This is a genomic window from Corynebacterium faecale (genome assembly GCF_030408735.1).
Taxonomy (GTDB): domain Bacteria; phylum Actinomycetota; class Actinomycetes; order Mycobacteriales; family Mycobacteriaceae; genus Corynebacterium; species Corynebacterium faecale.
Genome location: NZ_CP047204.1, coordinates 1381197 through 1397523, shown reverse-complemented (window position 1 = coordinate 1397523; position 16327 = coordinate 1381197). Strand labels below are relative to the sequence as shown.

Below are 16327 nucleotides of genomic sequence, written 5' to 3'. Positions count from 1 at the left end.
ACTGACAGTCTCATTAAGGTATACCCCACGGCAACAGGTTTCAGTCAGTAACAGAACAGCGTCTCGCAGCTTCGTGTAGCGACGTTTTCATCCGTTCCCATAGTTCTTCGCGCTTCTACTTGCCCGGCCCCTAACGCCATTACCCTGAAGAGGTGAAAACTACCAACCTCACGACAGAACGGCTCAGTGAGCAAACTGCCGAATATGAGAATGCCCACTTTCGTAATGGCTGCGATTTCACCACACGGGTTCCACCGCGGTTGATTGACAGCAGCCCGGGAAGATCTTCGACATGAGATGGCGTTACGTTCTCCTCGTATGCCTGTTCCTCTTGGGCCTGACTCTTCTTATTGCCGCAAGTTCCCAGGAAAGGCCCACCTGGCTTCCGCCTGCTGGAGAGGGAGCGAGCGGAGTTCTCTGGCAGGTGCAGACGACATTTCTGTCAGTGGGATTCGCGGGCCTGGCGATCGCCGCACAGCTGTTTGCCGAGACGCCGCTCGCTGTCGGGGCCTCTCGTCGACAAATTCTAGAGCGCATCAGGGCAAGTCAGTTTGTAGGGGTCGGGCTTGTTGCTAACACCGTCATTGCGGTCGAGGCGCTCTGGCTCTCCAGCGCATGGGGCCTTCTCATCAGTTCATTTCCCTGGCTCATACTGACAATCGTTTTACTGGTGAGATCGTCGGTAAACCTAGTACAACTTTTTGGCCGCCCATCGGAAGTGGATGAAGTTGTACGTGAAGCACTGAAGAAGGCCTTTTCGGAACGTCTCGAGAGGGAATCGGATCGGTATACCAACCAAAGACGACAGCTGAAGAAAATCGTCATACTGGACCAACCCCCTGTGGGATTTAACTCTCCACCTGCTGCACTCGAAGTTCCAGTGCCGCAAGCTGGTCTCGTCATCAAAGCCATCAACCCGAAAACCGTGGAACGAGTCCTCGATAAGATCAAACCCCGGACGACAGAGAACGCTTTTACCTTCTTTACTGGCCCGGACCCTAACGCACCGGTACAGATCCGACTCCACGTCGAACCGGGGGACCGCACCCGTTCCAGGCAAACCGCTTTCTCTGTCTATACGCCCCATCCGCTCAGCGAAGGAACACAAGGCGAAATCACCGAACTACTGCAATCGAGCATTGAATTCGAGCCCTCAGGCTCGGTGACCCCCGAGGAGGAGACAAACCGTGAGATCGCGCACCTGAAGGACGCTATCGCAGTGAGTCTACGATCCGGGGCGTTCGCCACGGCGGAGCGGTCCTTGAAGCTGCTCGGGGATATCCTCCGAGACCTCTGGAGCATCGACTCCAAGGAGAAGGCAGCCTCTGCCCACATTTCGCCTGTCCATCGAAAATCATTGTTTCGCAGCATCGGAGAGGTCGAACGAGATGCCCTCCTGTCACCGCGCGCCGCAGATATATTCGTGGGTCAAGCTGTAACAAGGGTGCTCGAAGCTTCCCAGACAAAATCTGCGGAGTACCTCGATGAATGCCTTCGTAGCTTCACCCGGATCTGGTCTGAGGTGCTTCAGGACGGGCGTGCTGAATTTGATCCCATCCTTGATCACATCCTCTTCAATGTGCGGGAACTGGCAGCATTCTCCACGAGGAACCAGCAAGGCAACCTTTCGAACCGCGCCACGTGGGTACTAGTTGAATTGGTCAAGCTCTCCCTTGACAGTCACAAACTGGAGGCGGCCGAGCAGGCTGTCCAGAAACTCAATCACTTATCCGACTTTTTTGATCGAGGAGGGACCGGCCGACTACACGTGATAGCCGGCCAGCTGATCCTTGCGGGTTGGGTGGAATACCTCACAGACAAGGGCGACGACCGAGCCCCCGCCGAGGATAGCCTTCGAGTCCTGGTAACACCGGGTAGTGACTGGTCTGAATTGATTGCGGCACGACATCTAATTGGACGGGGGGAAATTCCCTTCAGTAGCTGGGAGTGGTGGGAGCTGAACACCAGCGGACTCTTTAACGTCCAGTCGCGTGAGCTTTCGAACTACATTGATGTCGCTTATCTAGATGCGCTTTGTTCATCCGCTGGAGTACTTCCTGCGGCAAACGACCAAGAGACGGCGTCGGAGTACAAGCGGTTGCTGGAGCAACTCGAGAAACGAGGCGAGGAGCGAGGTACAAGCGCGTCCGTCCTCAAGCAAGAGCTCGCTAAAGAGATCGCCAAGTGGGAAGCCTTGGAGAATGCCCGCCTGGCTAAAGAACCTCTGTCAGACACCCAAACTGAGGCGTTGCGGGCAGCCCTGAAAGAGACGTTCAACACCCAACAGCGCTTAGCCTCCCTCATTCCGGTGACGTGCCGCGTCCCAGACGACGTAGACACAACGGGTCCCTTTGGACGGCAATACTGCGTTTCAAGACAATATTTGGTCGACAACATCTTCAATCAGACTCCCCCCAACCCTGCGTACCTAGGGCAATGGATCGCCCACGAGCACCTTGCTTTCGAAGAGCACAAGATCATCGAGACTCTCCGCTCGCTTCAGGCTCGAGTCATGGAGCCATCGGTCCAGACTATTCAGAATGAAATTTATGTCCTTGCGGACGAGAGCGAGCACTACGTGCTCCTAACACCCCCCGGGGGTTTACCAGACCAAGATGCCTGGTACTCACCTGCTTTCCATGAAGCACTTGAGGGCGTCACTCACATTCAGTGTTCTTCGCTTAAGGGAGAAGCGTTTCTTTTCGACCGGAGAACCACGTTGATGTCCTGCCGCAAGCCTGAGGAAAAGGAGGATCTTGACCCCGTCGGCGAGACTTCAATTGCGCTAGGAGTATTCGACGATGTGGAGGGCGGGGACAAACCGCAGGTGCGACTTGAAACGGGTGAATACTTCATCGTATGGCCAGGGGCTACCCCTCGCGTGATTCATTTCGGCGACGAAACTTGAGATGTTTAAGTCCTATCAGCTTCAGTAGTCCTAGTACTACAGTCGCACTTAGGCGGGGTGCCCGCGGGCACGGTAGTGGCATTGCCTAGCCCGGAACTGGTGTCGCCTGCGCCACCGTGACCTCCGCAGGATGTGCTCGGGGCAGGGTTGATAAGGCCAGATCACGGTCACCAGCAGGTGCCTGATCTCGGGCACCGACAGTGCGATCAACTCCCCGCCACCCGGGTCCTGGCCCCCTTTTTTGACCGGACCACCGTCAGATAAGCGTGCGCCAGCATCGACAACGTGATGTGCCGATACCAGCCGGGGTAGGTTCTCACCTGGTAGTGATCCAGGCCAGTCTGCCCTTTGGCGGTCTGGAAGGTCTCTTCGATTGCCCACCGGGTCCCTGCCACGCGCACCATCTCGGCCAGGGCCACCCGTCGTGGGGTGTGGCAGATAAAGTAGGCGATATTCGAGGGATCGGCCAGGGATCGACGTGCCAGCAACCAGTACTCGGCGTGCGGGTCGCGGGCGCCGTTGATCCTCGCCCGGGCCCAGGCGTAACTGCGATGGCCTTTGGCGCCGTCGCCGGCTGAGCGGGTGCGCCAGGACCGCCCCGACAGGGAGTTGATGAGGTCCTCCGCGCGGTACTCTGTGCCGATGAATCCCTGCTTGGCGATCACCGCCAGGACGTAGAACACCCCGCGGGCTTCCAGCTGCTTGCGCAGCCGGTAGCTTTGGCCATACACACTGTCCCCGGTCACCCATCTCGCGGGCACACCCGCGTTCAGGGCACGGGTGATCATTGTGACCGCCAGGTCGGGTTTGGCGGCGAATCCCCGCTCGCCGGGGATGCCAGCGATAGCGCAGCGACCCGGGGCGTCGGTCCAGGACTTGGGCAGGTAGAGTTCCCGGTCTAGAAACGTCCGCCCGTGCGCGGTGGCGTAGGTCAAAAACACCCCGATCTGGCAGTTCTCGACCCGCCCGGCGGTGCCGGAATATTGCCGGGCCACCCCGGCGGAGCGGGTTCCTTTCTTCAGGAATCCGGTCTCATCCACGATCAGCAACACCGGCCGGGTCGCTCAGGTGCCGGACCACGTAATTGCGCACATTGTCGCGCACATCGTCCGGGTTCCACTCGGCGGTCGACAGCAGTCGTTGCATGCCGTCGGGTATCCGGTGTCCGGCTCGTTCCGACAGTGTCCAGGAGTTTTTGCGTTCCTCGCCCGACAACAGGCCGGTGAGGTAGGCGAGTGCGGCGGCGCGGGGTTCGGAGCGGGAAAACCTCGGGGCGATCAACTCACTGATCTCGTCCAGTCCGTCCGCCCAGGTCTGGACGTCGGCCACGGCTATGTTGTCGTTCATGGGCAACATATACCAAGGCCCCGGGCCATGTCCGGGGTCGAAACGCCGTACGTCGACACTGTAAGTGCGACTGTAGTACTAGGAGGATTGGCCAAATTCCGTCCACCATGCCGGGATTTTCGCGATCCTTCCCATGCTTTCGCCTGTGGCCGAAAGAATCGCAATCAGCTGCTGATAATAATCGATCTGTTCATCGTTAAGGATCTTCCCGGACCGGTCAGAGAGCCACCGCTGCGCTGGCTGATAACCGCCGATGAATCGTTTCCAGACCTCTTCAGTTACTCCACCAAAGTACTGGTCTTGGTTGATCCATACCTCTTCTTCCTTAAAAGACACAAAGTCGATCTTGTTGCTACCAGCCTCTGGAAAGGTAGTGATATAGGGGAGGTGCTCGGTATTCAGATGGATCATACGAATACGTGCTCCCTCCCGGGCGAATGCGTCGAATTCCTCATCTGACGCCGGAATCGGGATCCGCGGAAAAGCATCCCTCATGAACTCTCCGAAGCGATTTAGAAAGACTGGGGAGCTCAACACCCCGTATATATAGTCGAAGACCTTTTCCGGGTTGGATTTTTCGGAAATATTCTGGGTTAATTTCTTGAGCTGAGCCGGTGCGAAATTCGGTTTTCGGTCCCCCTCCGGCCCGAAGAGGTACAGCGGGAACACAGAATTTGAGTCATAAGCATTCAATGCCTTGTGGCCAATGATCGTATCCGTCACTAGAGCACCGGGATGCTCCTTCTGCAAACGCGTGGTGATCAACCCTAGGTTTTCCTGCTCAAGAAAGTGCTTCATAATTTTCTCGCGCCAGCGCCACAGCACACGGTTGTCGAAGTACGTGTACCTGATGTCGAAAGGGCGGTACCTAATCTTCGTAATCTTCCCCGGATCGAAACTCCACTTCCCGACATTTCCAAGAACAAATCCTGGATAATTTTTGCCTAGAGTGAATTTTTCACTGAGTGACTCTTGGTCGTATCCTCCGGTTGATAGCCGCTTCATCCGGTCGGCGACAACTTGCGGATCATCATCAATAGCGAAATCATCGCCCATGGTGACAATGCCTGTTACATCCTGCAGGAAGAGATCCTTGACTGAAATACCCTGTTCATAGAGACTTCGACCGGTGGTCGTCCGCGGTTTGAAAAAGTAGAAGTCCGGGTCCGGGTAGACCCGGGTGTATTCAACGTCATCGGCGTTGAGCGCACTAAATTTAGACTTTCGCGTACCCCAAAGATCGGCATGGTACACCTCGGCTGGTTTCGCATGATCCGTGCTTGTCTTAACTGCAAGGATAATGCCGACGCCTTGCCGAATATTGAAAACATTCTCATCGCGCCCACCAGCAGGAGTTTTTTCTTTTTTATTGGCATTGCCATGTAGATCGAGTAAATAGATCTTGTCGAAGGTTTTGGTCAGGTGCCAACGCATGCCGCGGGACGTCGGATCATCGAAATAACCATTATTGGTGATCATGGCGAGGATTCCCGTTTCATTGCGGATGATCACATCCTCTGAGAAGGCGATAAATTTGACATAGTCGTCATTGAGCCAGTGCTTCGCTTCCTGCAGTCGCTGGCGCCCCCCAGGTTCGACCTTATAGCGCTGGACTAAAGAATTGGCATACTCAGTCTCATTGTTGCTAACCGCAGCATAGGGAGGATTTCCGAGCACGATCATAACCGGACGCTCGTTTTTGATCAGGCCCGCTTCCTGGCTTTCCTGGGTTACCGCCTCGGCCAACCCGAAAAAACTAAGCAAATCGGGCTGGTACGGCATACCCTCTTCGAGCGTATTTGTCAGGTAGACGCCGAGGCGGCGATTCAGGTTATCGACGCCGGCAGCCTCCAAGGTCATGCCAAGTTTCAAGTGAGCGATGGTGTAGGGCGCCATCATGACCTCGAAACCATTCAGGCGCGGTAGAAGATTTTCGCGGACATAGGTGGGCCAACGCCCAATTTGGCCTTTTTCTTCGAAATCATGGTGAACCAGATTGAGCAGCTCATTCAGGAATGTCGCGGTTCCTACAGCCGGATCAAGAAATTGTACTTGATGGTATTCAACACGCTCATCCTTGTATTTTTTGGTCGGCATACCGGTCAACGGGTCGTTGAGGTAGGAGCGATGGTTGCGGACGATCTTGCTACTGTCGGAGATACCATCAGCAATTCCGAGTTCGGTTTTCAGGATTTCGTCGACTTTTCGAATGATGTAGTGCACTACTGCTCTAGGCGTATAATATGCGCCCATCCGCTTTCGGATGATCGGGTCGTATTCCTTGAGAAAATCCTCGTAGAAGTGGATGATTGGGTCCCGCTCTTCATCAATCCCAAAGTGCCGGTGCACAAGTTCTTTAACATTGCTGATTCGAAAAACTTCACATAGCTCATCGACTGCCCAACTCAGGCGCTCATCAAAATCAGGGCCAGTAATATGGTCAAAGAAGTGACGGAGGAAGGGGTTCGTTTTTGGCACGAGACTGCGGGCCTCTGAACGGCTGAAGGTGGGGGAAGTGGGATCCGTATAGCGGGCAACGAACAACCCGTAAACGAGCGTCTGTGCATACATATCAGAAAATTTTGCATAGTCGAGGTCACGGACCAACATGGTGCGCATAAGTTTGAAGAGCTTTGGCAGGTGGTGGTCTTGGGAGACCTCTCTGTGTTCGAAGTAGTCCAGGACATCATCTCGAATACGGCGTGCTTTGGCCCCCATGATCAAGGCCAGCTTGGAACCGCTAGTGATCTGTTGCGGCGGCAATTCGAGGAATGCCTGCAGCTCATTAATTAGCCGTTGGTACTGGTCCGGTTGGGTCACCAGCTTGCCGTCCACGACGGTACCAATTCGTATTGTCGTGTATTTTTCGCCGTCTCGGAAGAATCGGAACTCGAGATAGTCAGTCAAATAAAGGTTCTGATAACCCGAGTAACGGTGCATCTGTTCGGAATCTTCGACTTTGTCCAGCTTAATTCCTACGATGTCTTTGGCCTCGGCATATCCAAGAATGAGATCGCGGTGGCTCTTACGCTGGAAGATAAAGTCTGGAGCGCCGTGTTCACTGCGGGCAGGATCATTAATCGCCTCGACATCCTCGAAGCTTCGCATAAGTCGCTGAAGCGCCGGACGGTAGGCGTGCTCCTTAGCGTGCCCACTATCTAGCTGCGACCGAATTTCGTTGATGTACTCTGAAACTGCTAACACGTGTACAGCGCTCCCTCGGGGTCGATCAGGTCAAAGAATCATCCTATCTTGTTGTTTGACCTGTTGGGCCCGACCCCCGGGAAGTGGACGCTGATAATGGGAGTACGGGATCTCCGGTGACCCCAAATGGGACAATCCCCGATTGCCACAGGTTCGGCTGCAGGGTTTCCACCATGGCAAGCTGGTGGCGGTGGGGTGTAAAGTCCGAGATCTCTACGGTGGAGACCTCCTGGACGATCATTTCATTGCTGATCTTGCGGATGCCATCGCCGGCAAACTGGGTGGACAGGTAGGCATTGCGCCCCGCCAGTTCCTCCGTGTTCTGGTGGATGTACTGGACCGGGTGGATCTGCATCCTGATTTTGATCCGCGCCTTAACTACTCCATCTCCATCCCCGCTTCCACCATGACGGATTCCGAACGCGCTGCTGCGGCCCAGCCTGTCACCAACCCAGATGATATTGAGTTCTAAGCAATGACAGATGGGTTTGCCCTCCTCCACCCGGCACTGCAGCACCATATTGTGAGCACGCTGCGATGGCCTGGACTGCGTCCACTACAAAATGATGCTGTGGTCCCACTCCTGGCTGGTGAGGATGCAATCCTGCTGGCACCCACCGCAGGTGGAAAAACCGAGGCGGCAACTTTTCCTCTGCTCAGCCGGATGGCTGTTGAGGACTGGGATGGCGTGTCAGTTCTCTATATCTGTCCGCTCAAGGCACTGCTGAACAACCTGGAACCCCGGCTGACACACTATGCCTCCTGGCTGGGCAGATCGGTTGCAGTATGGCACGGGGACGTCGGTGCTTCTGCCCGCACACGGATTAAACGAGACAGGCCAGATATCCTCCTGACCACACCTGAGTCCCTGGAAGCCATGATGGTTTCCCGGAGTGTGGATGATCGCGAGCTACTCGGCGGGGTGCACGCCGTGATTATCGATGAAGTGCATGCCTTCGCCGGTGATGACCGCGGATGGCACCTATCCGGTGTACTGGCCCGGTTGGAACACCATCTACAACACCCGGTGCAGCGGGTAGGCATGTCCGCCACGGTAGGTAATCCGGACTTCCTGCTGGGTTGGCTCCAGGGCGGACAGTCCCGTCCAGGCCGGGTGATCAACCCTTCGGTGGAAAATGTTGGTGTGGTACCGGAGATACGCGTTGACCAGTTGGAAGACATTGACCAGGTCGCTTTATTGCTGTCAAAACTCCATATGGGGGAAAAGCGGTTGGTGTTTGTAGATTCCCGTGCCCGGGCTGAGGAATTAGCCAGCGCGCTGCGGATGCGTGAGGTGGAGGTTTATCTTTCCCATTCCTCACTATCTGCCACTGAACGACGAATCTCCGAGCATGCCTTCGCCACTGCATCAGACTGCATCATTGTGGCCACCTCCACGCTGGAGCTGGGTATAGATATCGGCGATCTGGACCGTGTGATCCAGATAGGTGCACCCCGAACCGTATCCTCATTCCTTCAGCGTCTGGGGAGAACAGGCCGACGTGCCGGGACGACCAGGAACTGTCTGTTCATAAGCCTGGATGACAAGGGCCTTTTAGACACCTTAGGTATGTTGCATGCCTGGTCAACCGGATATGTGGAGCCAGTGAGTCCCCCACCTGTTCCCATGCACATGGCTGCGCAACAGTTTCTTGCTGCCGCCTTGCATAAAGGAGCAATCAACACCACCACCTGGCGTGAGCTCTGGCAGGGCACCACTTTGATGGACACTGAAGTTCTGGGCAGGGACGCCCAGAACATCTTGGACTACCTGATTTCCATCGGGATGTTTGAAGTCGATGGCCCACTGGCCTTTATCGGTGAATCCGCTGAAAAAGCATTTGGTCGACGCCACTTCATGGAATTGCTCAGTGCTTTCACCACTCCCGTTACTTTGTTGGTATCCCCGATAATGGGGATAGTCGCTGGGCCCGGTATGGCTTAATCGCCCTGTAGTTTCAATGATCCGGGGGGTGTTGCCGCCGGGACTCCAGGACAACCGTTGACTGCTAATAGGGACACGGACGACCCCTCAAGGTTCAGTTCTCTTTGTAACGTGGGTGCCAGCATCGGATGTCACGACACCAGCGACGACGCTGTACCTGTCACTGTTGCTACGACACCACAAGGAGGCCGGCCATGACCACCGGCACCGTCGACGTCACCATCGGGCTCGACGTTGGTAAAACCGCCCATCACGCCTGCGCCATGACACCTGCAGGCGACATCATCTACGACAAACCCCTACCCCAAGACGAAGATCAGCTGCGGAAAGTCTTCACCGACCTCCAGGACCACGGTACGGTCCTCATGGTCGTCGACCAGCCCAATACCATCGGCGCCCTGCCCATCGCGGTTGCCCGCGATGCCGGCTGCCTGGTTGGTTACCTACCAGGTCTAGCCATGAGAAAAGCCGCTGATCTGTATCCGGGCAGATCCAAAACCGACCGTCGGGATGCCTTCATCATCGCTGATACCGCGCGCACGATGCCGCACACCTTACGCGCTGTGGACCGGGACAATGAAGTCCTATCAGCGTTGAAGATGCTATCCGGTTTTGATGACGACATCGCTAAAGATGCCACCCGAACCATCAACCGGTTGCGCAGCGTGCTGACCCAGATCCACCCCAGCTTCGAACGAGCCCTGGTCGGTGACATCATCACCAGGCCCCTGGTGCTGGAGATGTTGATCCACTACGGAGGACCGACGAAGATGAAAAAGGCTGGTTATCACCGAGTCTTGGGCTGGATGACCAATCGGGCGAAGAAGGACCCCACCAAACTGGTGGATGCCATCTTCGAAGGACTGAAAGCCCAGACCGTCATCGTTCCTGGAACTGCTGCTGCCGAGATTGTCATCCCGCAACTGGCCACCAACATCAAGTCCCTGTTGGAACAACGCAAGACTATCGCTGAACAGGTCGAGGAGTTACTCGAAGAATTCCCTCTTCACCAGGTCTTGATGTCCATGCCAGGAGTTGGTATCAAGACCGCAGCCAACATCCTCCTGGCCGTCGGTGACTGTTCCGACTTCCGGTCCGCAGGCCACCTAGCTGCTTACGCGGGGATTGCCCCGGTAACACGAAGATCCGGCACGTCCATCCGTGGTGAATTCCCAGCCAGATCAGGCAACAAGAGGCTCAAGAATGCATTGTTCTACTCCGCGTTCGCATCGATCCGGTTCCACGAGCCGTCGAAGACCTACTATGAACGAAAACGGGCTGAGGGCAAGCGCCATAACGCCGCGATCATGTGTCTGGCCAGGCGGCGGTGCAATGTCATCTACGCGATGTTGACCCGAGCTGAATTCTTCCGGGAGGTTCCTGCCAGGGCGGCTGCCTAACCCACCGTCAGCACGATCAGCTGGTCAACAACGTCCCGGTCGACCAGCCAATCACCCACGCCCAACATCAAGATCAACAACTACCCCCGAAGTGGCTTCCTGAGTACAGGGCTTACCTCTTGACAAAAACATAGGGACACCCCCCCCGTGTTCACTGTGCTACAAGGCAGGAGAGAGATCGGCACTGTTGAGCTCAAGGCAGTGGGAACCCCTGATCCAGACCGGATACTCCTGCTTGCACTGGCTGGTAGGAACTGGAGGGTGGACCGCATCGATTGGCGCCGGCACCGGGTGTTCGTTGAGCCCACCGATAAAAAAGCAAAAACCCAATGGGGATTCTTAGGCCCTGGCTTCGGTTCCGCGGTAACTGAAGGTATGCGACAGGTGCTCCTGGGATCTGATCCTGCCGGTGTGGAACTAACCCGCCGGGCGCAGGCTGGACTGGAATCTCTCCGGATTGAGAAAGCTGTCACTGTTTCCCACACCAGCAGGGTCATACTCGACCACGGTGGCTCCGGTAACGCCGGCGAATGGTGGACCTGGGCCGGCACCGCCCACAACACCCAAATCATCGCTGCCCTCACCAGCACCGGAGCAGCTCGATCCAATCAGATGGCGCGTCATGACATGGTCGCTCTCACCGCCCCCGTCGATGCCACTGCCATCAGGAAGCGTGTGGATGAGGTGCTGGCGATGCCGGTCAATCAGCGGCCTCTTCCTCCGATGAGCATCGACGATGCCCGTGGCCTGAAATTCGCCGAGGCGCTACCGATGGAATGGGCACTGCATGAGCTGGCTGTGCGGCAGGTCAGTGATTAAACCGTTTCCAGAGGCAAGGCCCCCTCGCTTTAGGGTAGTTAATAACCTAAACGCGCCTTTGCTAAGAAATAGTTCAGCTCTCTCGGTAACCTAACCGGAAAATACAATCTTGGGGGTTCTCGTGCTAACAATTCAAGCAAATCAAAAGTTTCGCAACGTTTCTGCAAACAGTCTTGAAAACTTACGAGTCTATAAAGACTCCGTTTTCTATGGAATCAACGGTTCTGGCAAGTCTACGATCTGTGAACTTCTGTCAAACCCTGAGCGATACGAATTTAGCACGACAGACGGTGATCCAATATCAGAAGTATTCGCCTTCAACCGGTCGTGGAGAGACAAGACTGTGGGCGACTTCACCAGTGGAGGTTCCGCTAAGGGAGTAACCACTGTACTTATGGGCGATGATGCAGGAAATCTGCAGCGAGTGATCAAGAAGAAAGAAAAAGAGCTTAGTAGACAAAAGGCCATCGTCCAAGAAAAGCGCAAGACGCTAAAGAGAGCCGGGGATAGGCTCACTGCGATTAAGGACAATGTTTTTAATGGCATTCGCAAGGAATTAGCTAGCGAATGTGGAGCACTATCGGGAAACGCCTTCAATCGAAATAAAATCGAAAAATTGCTGCGCCAAGGACCATCGAATCGTTTGAACGACGAAGAGGTTCTAAACGCCCTTGGAATTATCAAGGCCACAAGTCCGGGCTCACTCTCAGATCTCCCCCCGGCCCCACGATTGTGGGCCCCTGATCCAGGGGTTTGGGATGAATTACGGTCCTCAGCGGTGAGCTCTGATCAGATTCAGCTGATAGTGACGAACTGGATGCAGGAGGGAATGGATCAACATGTGGCCGGTGACAGTTGCAAGTTCTGCGCAGGAATAGTTTCCCAAGCAAGACTCGATGAACTTCAAAAGGCGTTAGACGATTCTAACTCGAAGATAACTGCAACTATTGCTCAAGCAAGCAAAAGTTGTGACCTCGCGATATCGCACCTTGAGATGTTCAAAAGCTCGATGAAAACCGTTATCTTAAAATCTGTTCAATTCGAAACGTTGCTGGATGATGATCGCGAAAAAGTTATTGAGGCTGTGGAAGATCTCCTCAAGGTGTACAACCAGATTTCTTCTCTGCTCACTAAACGAAAAAATGACCTGACATTTGAGTATTCAGGGCCTGCTCTTGAACTACCGTTTTCGGAGTTTGATTACGCCCAGAAGCGTTTAGTTGATAGCTATTCCAAAGCAAGAGAAGCCCTCGAATCACATGAGGTTCACAAAGCTAGAGCTGAGGATCAACTTAAAGACCATTGCTGTGCAGTAGATGGTGACGGATGGAAAGATGCAACTGAGGAAGTTGAGAGAAGCCAAGTTGATCTGACTCAAGCGGAGGATCAACAAGGCGAAATTGAACAATCTCTCGAAGAACTTTTTGATGGTCTCTCGGTGACCACCGAAACAGCACAGTTCATTGATCGCCATCTTCAGCTTATTCTCGGCGATGATACTCTCCGCGTCACTGTAGGAAGAGAGGATGAAGGGTACCGAATTACCCGTCGAGATCAAGTAGCTGCGGATATGTCAGAAGGCGAGAAAAAGTTGATCAGCCTGCTATATTTCTGTGCCGAATTTCGTTCCAAAGAACGTCTCGACAAAGTTAAAAGATCTGTCGTACTTTTTGATGATCTTGGTTCGGAACTGGACGATTCCAGACTAATCGCCGTTGATCGATTCATAACGGAAACCTTCTCCAACCAGAGACCGCTGGCAATACTGTATTTTACCCACAGTTACAGCCACTTTAAACTTCTCATTTCAAGGCTCGGAAAGCGGGCCGCCCCGAGTGGCACTCGCGATAAACCTGAACAACCTAGCGCTGGGTTCTACGAGATCTACAAGGAACTATTTTCAGAATCCGAGCAAACGACCAAGGTAGAGAAATGGGACCTGAAAACCCTCAAACTCACAAGCGATTATGCGCTTTCCTTTTACATGGTTTTAAAGAATATGAACAAAGTAATAGAGGGAAAACCCATCTCTTTCGGCACAGGAAACTACTGTCGAAAGGTTTTGGAGGGCTTTACCGAGTTCAAATCGCCTACCTCAACAGAGTTTGGCAGCCGCATTGACCATCTTTGCCGAGGCGAAAATAAGCCAATCTCAGCCTCTTTATCAAGACTCGTGAACATGTTGTCACATTCCAGTCTCGACCAAGAGAGTGGCATCCTTTCTCGCCAAGAAATGCAAACAGGTCTGGTTCAAACTTTGCTTTTCGTACATGAAATCGATTCAGCACATTTCGAGCTGATGGTAAAGGGGTTATTAAACAGAGAGGATGCAAGGACCCTTATTGACAATATTTTGTCACGAAAGATTGCACAAACTTCTTGATCTAGGGATCTTACGATGATTCCCGGCACGTCATCGGACACAATCCTCAAAGGCAATACCTCAGTTTTGAAAACTCGAATCCCATGGTCTATCACCGGTTCCGATTAGGATGTCACTCCGGTGTCAGGTGGGTCACCGACAGTACTTGCCAAGCTCAATCGCCTTTACCCCACCATTGATACCTCTGGTGGGGAATGTGTTTCTACGGCTACCGATACAAACCAGTAGCCTTAGAACCACCCCCACCCTCCACCCCTATTGCCAACACCTCCCCACCCATAATAAGTTTGATCATGAGCAACAATGTAAACGTTTGCAGCAAACGTTTACATTGAACCCACCCCACGTGATTAGACCAAGCGAGGTGAACCCCCAATGAACCCGGAGCCACGCCCCACCCTCAAGGGCATCGCCCACCAGGCCGGTGTCTCCATCGCCACCGCCTCCCGCGCGCTGGCCGATAACCCCGCAGTGGCGCTGGCCACCCGGACAAGAATCCAGGCCTTGGCCGCTGATCTTGGATATCGGCCCAATGCCCAGGCCCGTGCCCTGCAGAGTTCACGCAGCAACACCATCGGCATCGTGGTGCCTAGTTTGATCAACCGTTATTTCGCGGTGATGGTCACCGCCATCCAGGACGCAGCGAGCAAAGCCGGGTTGGCCACCATCATCACCAACAACAATGAGGACACCGCCACCATGGCAGCCTCATTGGAGTTTCTCACCAGCCATGGTGTGGACGGCATCATCTGTGTCCCCGATGAGGGGTGCAGTGAGCAGCTGGAGCAACTACATAAACAGGGCACTCCCCTGGTGTTGATTGACCGTGAGCTTCCCGGCACCGCCATCCCCATGGTCACCTCTGATCCGCAGCCAGGCATTGAGGCAGCGGTCTCCCTACTGGTTGACCACGAGGCGCTGCCCATCGGTTATCTCTCCGGTCCCATGGCCACCTCCACCGGGCGCAGGCGCCTGGAGGCCTTCCAGCGTGCATGCGTTGATGCCGGCCTGGAGGAGCAATTGGTCTTCCTCGGCGGATACGAGCAGAGCAAGGGTTTCCAGGGGGCGAACACCCTCATGGAACAAGGGGCTAAAACACTGTTCGCCGGGGACACCATGATGACCATCGGTGTGCTCGAGGCCTGCCACGCAGCCGGCCTCATCATCGGCGAGGACATCAATGTGGTCGGTTTTGATCGCCAGCCCATGTTTGATCTGCAACCGCGCCCCCTGACCGTCATTGACCAGCACGTGGACACCATGGCGCAGCAGGCTTTCAGCATGCTCAACGGCCTCATGGCCGCTGAGCAGCCTTCCCAGCAGCACTTCCTCATCCCCACCACGCTTATCCAACGCCACTCAATCAAGGAAAAGACCAGCTCTCATGACTGACATACCCGGATCAATCGTTGTTGTCGGCTCCATCAATGCCGATCTGACCACCCATGTCCATCGCCATCCCACGCCCGGTGAAACACTGCTGGGCAGTGGTGGCACCATCAGCGCCGGTGGCAAAGGCGCCAACCAGGCCGTGGCCGCAGCCCAACTTGGGGCAAAGGTCCACATGATCGGCGCTGTGGGTTCTGATCCCATGGCCGAGGATGCCCTGAAGCACCTGCGCGAATCCGGCGCGGACATGTCGGCTGTCACCACCGTGGACGGCCCCACCGGCCTGGCCGTGATCACCGTCTCCGAGGACGGGGAGAACACCATCATCGTGGTTCCCGGCGCGAACGCCAGCGTGGATGCCGCTTACGTGGATTCCCATGCAGAGCTCATCACACACGCTGACATCGTGTTGCTCCAGGGTGAGATCCCTGCTGATGGTTTCAACCGCGCGGTGGATCTGGCTCAGGGTCGCGTGGTGGTCAACCTCGCCCCGGTGGTTCCTGTGGGCCATGCGCAGCTGCGCGCGGCTGATCCCCTGTTGGTCAATGAGCATGAGGGTGCGCTGGTGCTTGATCTGCTCGGCGCGCCCACCACCGAAACCGACCCCGAAACACTGGTCACAGCCCTGTTGGAGCAGGGTTTTGCCACGGTGGTCATGACCCTGGGTGCTGATGGCGCCCTGGTCGGTGATGCGGACGGGCTTATAGATATCCCAACCCCCACGATCACCGCAATCGACACCACAGGCAGTGGTGATGCGTTTGCTGGGGCACTCGTCGCAAAGCTTGCTGAAGGCGCAACGCTGGTGGACGCCGCCGCGTTTGCCGCCCGCGTCGGTGCTTTTGCGGCCACGCGCCGCGGCGCGCAGGCATCGTACCCAACGCTTGACAGCGACCTACCCACAGTCACTGCTTAACTCCCCCACCGAAACG

At 55.2% G+C, this 16327-nt stretch carries 9 protein-coding genes and 1 pseudogene; 8 read left to right on the top strand and 2 right to left on the bottom strand.

Features of this window, described 5'->3' with window-relative positions:
* Positions 1–292: 292 nt before the first annotated feature.
* Entirely contained in the window at positions 293–2908 is a 2616-nt protein-coding gene (locus CFAEC_RS06440; RefSeq protein ID WP_290279689.1) for a hypothetical protein, read from the top strand.
* Between the two features lie 206 nt (positions 2909–3114).
* On the opposite strand, the pseudogene CFAEC_RS06435 reads toward CFAEC_RS06440, so the two are convergent.
* Both CFAEC_RS06435 and CFAEC_RS06430 read right to left on the bottom strand, forming a co-directional pair.
* Positions 3115–4255, bottom strand: a pseudogene (locus CFAEC_RS06435) (IS701 family transposase).
* 78 nt (positions 4256–4333) lie between these two features.
* Positions 4334–7459, bottom strand: a complete 3126-nt coding sequence (locus CFAEC_RS06430; protein WP_290279688.1) for a type ISP restriction/modification enzyme — start codon at positions 7457–7459, stop codon at positions 4334–4336.
* Positions 7460–7568: 109 nt separating this feature from the next.
* Here CFAEC_RS06430 and CFAEC_RS06425 point away from each other — a divergent pair, with 109 nt between their 5' ends.
* The 7 genes from CFAEC_RS06425 to rbsK1 all read left to right on the top strand — a co-directional run bounded on the left by CFAEC_RS06425 (position 7569) and on the right by rbsK1 (position 16311).
* The gene (locus CFAEC_RS06425; protein ID WP_290279822.1) at positions 7569–7931 is read left to right on the top strand and encodes a BREX system ATP-binding domain-containing protein; all 363 of its coding nucleotides are present in this window, start codon (positions 7569–7571) and stop codon (positions 7929–7931) included.
* A 3-nt stretch (positions 7932–7934) separates the two neighbouring features.
* Positions 7935–9404 (top strand): DEAD/DEAH box helicase, encoded by a 1470-nt coding sequence (locus tag CFAEC_RS06420; protein WP_353960118.1) that lies wholly within the window; start codon positions 7935–7937, stop codon positions 9402–9404.
* Positions 9405–9598: 194 nt separating this feature from the next.
* Positions 9599–10804 carry an IS110 family RNA-guided transposase gene (locus CFAEC_RS06415; protein ID WP_290279687.1) on the top strand — a complete coding sequence of 402 codons (1206 nt, stop codon included), beginning with the start codon at positions 9599–9601 and terminating at the stop codon, positions 10802–10804.
* 147 nt (positions 10805–10951) lie between these two features.
* Positions 10952–11623: a hypothetical protein gene (locus CFAEC_RS06410; protein ID WP_290279686.1), complete on the top strand. Its 672-nt coding sequence runs from the start codon at positions 10952–10954 to the stop codon at positions 11621–11623.
* A 121-nt stretch (positions 11624–11744) separates the two neighbouring features.
* Positions 11745–14006: an AAA family ATPase gene (locus tag CFAEC_RS06405; protein ID WP_290279685.1), complete on the top strand. Its 2262-nt coding sequence runs from the start codon at positions 11745–11747 to the stop codon at positions 14004–14006.
* Positions 14007–14381: 375 nt separating this feature from the next.
* On the top strand, positions 14382–15398 hold the full coding sequence (gene uriR, locus CFAEC_RS06400; protein ID WP_290279684.1) for a transcriptional regulator UriR: 1017 nt from the start codon (positions 14382–14384) through the stop codon (positions 15396–15398).
* On the top strand, positions 15391–16311 hold the full coding sequence (rbsK1, locus tag CFAEC_RS06395; RefSeq protein ID WP_290279683.1) for a ribokinase RbsK1: 921 nt from the start codon (positions 15391–15393) through the stop codon (positions 16309–16311). The genes uriR and rbsK1 overlap by 8 nt, the downstream gene beginning before the upstream one ends.
* Positions 16312–16327: the final 16 nt, after the last annotated feature.